At 39.1% G+C, this 6708-nt stretch carries 2 protein-coding genes; both read left to right on the top strand.

Annotated elements, in window-relative coordinates; translation table 11 throughout:
* Positions 1–291: hypothetical protein (locus tag J0H12_07555; protein ID MBN9413753.1), on the top strand; the 291-nt coding region annotated here is incomplete at its 5' end.
* Positions 292–505: 214 nt separating this feature from the next.
* The coding region (locus J0H12_07550) for an autotransporter-associated beta strand repeat-containing protein (GenBank protein ID MBN9413752.1) at positions 506–6708 on the top strand (6203 nt) is incomplete at its 3' end.

The raw sequence follows: 6708 nt of genomic DNA, 5'->3' as shown, positions 1-6708 counted from the left end.
AATATTTATCGCCACTTCAAGTTAGAAGAAGGTCTTCTTACTGCCAAAGTAAAACTCTCGTATGTTAACAAGCATCCGTTAAAGAAGGGAAGAATCACAGCGAACCTTGTGGGGCAACCAGGGACTTTCTTGGCGTCTGGAACGAATAAGACTCAACATCAAGTCTCTCCAGGTCTTAGTCTTGATTATAAATCAAATTCAGGGTTCTTCATCTCAGCGGCATATGATGCTCAATTGAGTTCAAAGTACAATGCCCATGAAGTCTCTCTCAAAATAGGAACGAAGTTTTAAACAAATAATAAATTAAAATTAAACAGAGAATTAGCAACCAATTGAAAAAGCTAAATAAGATTCATGGAGATCAAGAACTTTTGTATTCATAGCTGTTTTGTGATGAAGCGTTTACTTAAAAAAATATCCTTGGTCAATAAATTTTTAATCAATTTAAGTTAAAACTTATGCAGCATTAGAATTAATTTTTTTTTCAGTGGGGTCGGAGATGGGCATGAATAATAAGGAAAAAATTATAAAAAATAAGTTTACTTTGTCAGTTTTAAAAAACCTTATTATGGCTGGAGTGACTTTTTATGTAACCATACCAAATTCGCTACATGCAACGAGTATTGGTCCTTGGAACCTTGTGTCAACTCTTGCTGGCAGTACGCAGGGCTATACCGAAGGCGTTGGCGCTGCTGCAAAGTTTGATAGTCCTTTTGGTGTTGCTGTGGATGAGGGGGGCACTGTCTATGTTGCAGATAGTTATAATTATAAGATCCGCAAAATTACCCCCGAGGGACAAACGAGCCTTCTTGCCGGCAGTATAGGGGGCGATATCGAAGGAGTTGGCGCTGCTGCACAATTTTATTATCCTTTTGGTGTTGCTGTGGATAAGGTTGGAAATGTCTATGTAGCAGACTCTCGTAACAATAAGATCCGCAAAATCACGCCCGATGGACAAACAAGTCTCGTTGCCGGCAGTATAGGGGGTGATATCGAAGGTATTGGCGCTGCTGCACAATTTTCTGTTCCTAGTGGTGTTGCTGTGGATGAGGGGGGCACTGTCTATGTATCCGATACTAGCAACCATAAGATCCGCAAAATCACGCCAGATGGACAAACAAGTCTCATTGCCGGCAGTATAGTGGGCGATACCGAAGGTATTGGCGCTGCTGCAAAATTTTATTATCCTTCTGGTATTGCTGTGGATGAGGGTGGCACTGTCTACGTAGCAGACCGTAATAACCATAAGATCCGCAAAATTACCCTCGATGGGCAAACGAGACTCATTGCGGGCAGTATAGTGGGCGATACCGAAGGTATTGGCGCTGCTGCAAAATTTAATTTTCCTAATGGTGTTGCTGTGGATAAGGTTGGAAATATCTATGTTGCAGATAGTTTTAATTCTAAGATCCGCAAAATTACCCTCGATGGACAAACGAGTCTCATTGCCGGCAGTACGGAGGGCTATATCGACGGTATTGGAGTTGCTGCAAAGTTTGATAGTCCTTTTGGAGTTGCTGTGGATAAGGTTGGAAACGTCTATGTAGCCGATACTGACAACAATAAGATCCGCAAGATTGATGCCCAACAAATTGATATTAAGGGGGCTGATGGAATTTCTCCTATTTGGTCGCTTGAGGGAGATACTCTTTATAAAAGCATTAATGGTGCTACTGGGACTATCCTTAATCTAGGAGCTTTTAACTTAATATTTGAAAAAAATAATATTCCTTCTGTTTTTAATGGATCACTTTCGGGAGATGGAGCTTTCACAATTAAAGGGGATATTACTTTAAGAGGAGATAGCTCTGCTTATTCAGGACCTGTTAAAATAAAAAATGGCATTACCTCAATAGATCATGAGAATGCTTTAGGAACTGGAACTATTTCTCTTGAAGGGGGGAGTATACAGCTCAATAAGGATCTTATATTGAGAAATCTCAATGGAGTGGCTGGTACCTTTATTAATCTTGGAGGCAATACGTTAACCTTTGGCACAAGCAATGATTCAACCTTTACTGGTGAAATTCAAGGGGCGAATGGTCAGGTTATCAAGCAAGGAACGGGAACCTACTATGTTTCTGGCAATAATACGTATTCTGGCGGAACCACCATTTCTGCAGGAATAGTTCAGATAGGACACAGCTCAGCCCTTGGTACGGGACCGGTTACAATGGGTGATAACACGACATTAAAGGTTGGTAATACCTCTACAAGGATTTCAAATCCAATAATTTTAGATGGAGACACTGCTATAATTGATACAGCCACGATACAGTGCTGGATGGATAAAACTATCTCTCAAGCAGGGACTTCCCTATCAAAGCTTATTATTAAAGGTGGGGGAACATTAAATATGAATAAAGTTGTTTCTCATGAAGGAGGCACCGAAATTCAAGAGGGAACTACGGTTGTAGCAACAATTGCTAATATTTTTGGCGGCTCTAACAAATCTCTTTCCCTTAGTGGAGTACTCTCTACTTTTGATATGTCTTTAAGATCTCAAGTAGTGGGCGATCTCTCTGGAACGCCTAGTACCATTATTGATATTGCCAGTAAAACTTTAACCTTAGGCACAGCTAATGATTCAAACTTTAGGGGCCGAATTCAAGGGTTCAATGGTCAGGTTATCAAACAAGGATCAGGAACCTTCTACGTTTCTGGCTATAATACTTATTCTGGCGGAACTACCATTTCTGAAGGATCGATTTTAGTAGGACACAGCTCTGCCCTTGGGACAGGAGATGTTACGATGGCAGGTAGTACAACTCTTAAGTGGGGAACAGCAGCAATATTAACCAATCCATTTGCTTTTAATGGAACAGCCACTCTTAATCCAGCAGGATTTTCTGCTTCTCTTACAGGTGTTCTTTCTGGTGCAGGTGGAATAAATATAGTCGATAATCTCAGTTTGGGAACAATTGGAGATATTGCAAACACTTATTCAGGTGGGACGAGCATCAGTGCCAATAAAACAGTGACTGTTAATAAATCAAGAGCTCTTGGAATGGGTTCAGTCTCCATGAATGATGGAACAACTCTTAAATGGGGTTCAGGAGCTGATTTCGATAATAATTTCACAATTGCTGGTACAGTCACGGCAAATACTCAAGGATTCGATAGCACCTTGTCAGGTATTATTTCAGGGATAGGGAAGTTCATTATCGCAGGAGCTGGAAAGATTATTTCAACAGCTCAGAATACTTTTGAGGGGATTCTTAACATTCAGAAAGATACCACGTTTAGTTTTGAAGGATTATTACCCTCAGGAAAATTTGCCCTTAATCTTGCAGAGAGCGGAGCCATTTTAGATCTCAGGACTCTCAATGATTCTGTTGGTGATACGTTCACGGTTTCTAAGCTTGATGGTGTCGCAGGAACACAAATTAAACTTGGAGACTATTTGTTTAATGTTGAGACGCCAGCCACTGAAGATTCTACATTTTCAGGTAAATTTATGGTGGGTGATGAGAATTATGGGCGTGTTAATTTCAGTGGTGATGGAACTTTCACGCTTGCAGGAACATCTAAACATGCTCTTCATGCTTTATCCATTGATAAAGGAACTCTTAATATTCAGGATGAAGTTACTTTTAATTCTGATATCCAAGTTAGCAGTCTTGGACAATCTACAATTTCTCTCGAGAACAGTACTCAAACTCAAAATTGGGGCAGACTTAATACTGAAGAAACAACAACTCTTAATCTTGGTAACACAGAACTAATTCTTACAAGCGACGTTGATGATTCAAATCTCCTCGGAAATATAAAACATCTTGGCTCCGGTATTCTTACAAAAGAGGGAGCTGCAACCTTAAGAATCGGAGGTAGTTCAGAAAATAATTTCTATGCTCTTAACATCAATAAAGGAACTGTTGAACTTAATAATGTTAGTGGGCTCGGTAATGCTCAAATTAAAATGCAAGACAATACAACGTTTGTGTGGCCAGCAGCGGAAATCACATCGTCTAATTCCTTTATACTTGATGGTGCCGTAAGCATGGAAACTTCAGTCAGCAAACCAATCATCAAAGGTCCCATCAGTGGAGATGGAAAATTAACTCTATATGGAGAATTTTCTTTAGGGGGTGATAATAGTTTTAAAGGAGGGCTTGAGCTTAGAAATTATACAATGGTAACTTTTTCAACAGATACTGCATTAGGAAATAGTGATGTTACCATGGCTGATGGTACAAATCTCGTCGCTGGAGAAGAAAATTTAACTGTTGCTAACGAATTTACACTTAAATCAGCAGTTTCAGGATCAAATGAAGGAATTAATTTTAGCACAGAAGGATTCACGTCAACTTTTACAGGCGTTATAAAAGGAGCTAATAAACTTCTTATCGGTGGAACAGGATCTCTTATAAGTAAGGCAAAGAATCTTTTCACAGGTGGTCTGGAACTCTTTGATACTGCAACCTTTGCTTTAGGGGCAGGGGGAAGTCTTCCTGATAATAGTAATATTAATTTTTGGGATCAAAATGCAACTTTTGATATCAGCTCAACAACTCCCGTAACGTTAGGAGAATTATCTGGGACGTCTACTGATAGTCGATTTTTATTAGGAAGTAATACACTAATGTTAACAAAATCTTCTACCTTTAATGGTGTATTCACCACTCAAGGAGGGCTCGTCGTCCTTGATCAAGGAGCAACAGTAACTTTCGGTGGACGTAATTCAGCTCCAGGTACTCTTCAGATCAAATCTGAGAGTGGAGCGGTGCTTACTCAAGAAGCAAGTCTTGCTTCTTCTACAGCAATCATTCTCGAGAAATCAGAAAATGAAGAAGTATCAACTCTATTTGATGCGACGGCTTCAGGAAATGATCTTATTCTTTCTTCTTTGCAAACAGATTCGAATACATCTTTTAAATGGGGTGGTAATTCTCTGATTTTAAATGGAGCTTCATCAATCAAGGGAACATTAGCAGGAGGAGAAAATTCTAACGTTATTCTGAATGCAAACTTAACTTTAGCCGGACAAAACTTAACATCTTCTCTTTGGACTGTTAATAACGCAACAATGACAATGGAAAAAGATAGTATTCTTAAAGTGAATCCGTCCTTAAACCTTAAATCATCTTATTCTATTTTTGATATGTCTAAAGCTTCTCAAAAATTGGGAGATCTTAACGGTATTTCTGGTTCAACAATTAATCTCACTGATCAAACATTAACGATAAGAACAGTAAATGGTTCTTCTTTTGCGGGTAATATTATTGGGGAAAAAGGAAGTCTAATAAAAGAAGGAGTAGGCTCTTTAACACTCTCGGGCCAAAATACATTTAATCAAGGATTCTATGTTCAAGCAGGAGAAGTTATCGCTCAGTCTTCTGCAAGCTTAGGAAAAGGAATTATTTATTTATCTAATGATACAACCTTAAGTATTGATCAATCAATGACATTGACTAATCCTCTTCAACTTGCGTCAGGTTCAAGTGTGACATTAAAGACAAATGATTCTGCTCTGTCTTTATCAACACCAATTACTCAAGAGAATAATAATGTGTTTGAGAATGCGGCTCTCTTGCGAGCAGATAATGTGACAGCAAATGATTCTGCAAATTTAATTCTTTCTGGAACGGGGAGTGTAACTTTGACAGGAGATCAACAGTATACAGGTACAACGACCATAACAGGGGGAAGTTTAACTTTAAATGGATCTGTTCCAGGTTCAGTTACAATACTGCCCCAAACGACAATGATTTTAAATGGAACAATAGGATCTGACTTAACTAACCAAGGAGTTTTGGTTCAAACGAATGTTAATGTATCTTCTCTTATTAAGGGAGACTATACACCAACTTCCACGGCCACGACCCTATTAGCAATCAATCCTGATATTGCCAGTAAGATTCAAGTAGATGGGCAAGCAAATCTTAATGGCAGTATTCTCTCGATCAATGTCGTTCCCGGGGATACTTATGCTTATGAAAATCATGAAGCTTTCGAAGTCTTATCTTCTAATAATCTTGTGAATGGTCAATTTGGCGCGATCAAAAGTTCTCATGTACGTTTCAATTGGGAAGCCGATTATATGACAAATCCAAACAAAGTCTTTTTAGACGTTAACTATGTTCCTTTTAAAGACATTGTTAATTCCGTGACGGATAATCCGAACATTCGAGAAGTTGTTGACTACTTAGATAATCTTCCACAACCTGTCACAGATCCTGATATGAAGGATGTTATTGCAATTCTGAATGATACCCCTGATGCACAAGGAATTGCTAACTTCTTCAAAGAGATTTCGCCTGATGAGCTCTTACTAAAAGAAGAAACAGCATCATTAATAAATGAGATTAATGGCTTCAGAATGCATTATCTGAGAGATATGGCTGCATCTCCTTTAACTGCAGCCGCGTTTACAACGGTGAAGAGTCAAAGATCAACGGCTCTTCTCACTCAACTTCGTCAAGCGTTCGGCCATATTAGACCCGAAGATCAACAAACACGTAGTCCCTCTATGGCTCTCAATATGCAACAACATATGCAAGATAATGCTCTGATGATGGGACCTAAAGGTGGGATCTGGATTCAAGGGTTTGGGAATATCTCTCACCAAAAAGCCAGTGGGATTGATATGGGATATCGCAATAAGATGGCAGGCTCTTTGATTGGAATTGATTACAAGCTAAAGCCTGATCTCTTTGTCGGAGCAAGTGTTGGCTACGATGAAAGCCGTATTAAATGGATTAATGCTCT

This window comes from Candidatus Paracaedimonas acanthamoebae, from assembly GCA_017307065.1.
GTDB classification, from domain to species: Bacteria; Pseudomonadota; Alphaproteobacteria; order Caedimonadales; family Caedimonadaceae; genus Paracaedimonas; species Paracaedimonas acanthamoebae_A.
Note: the sequence above shows the minus strand (reverse complement) of the source record. Positions and strands in the feature narration are given on the sequence as shown.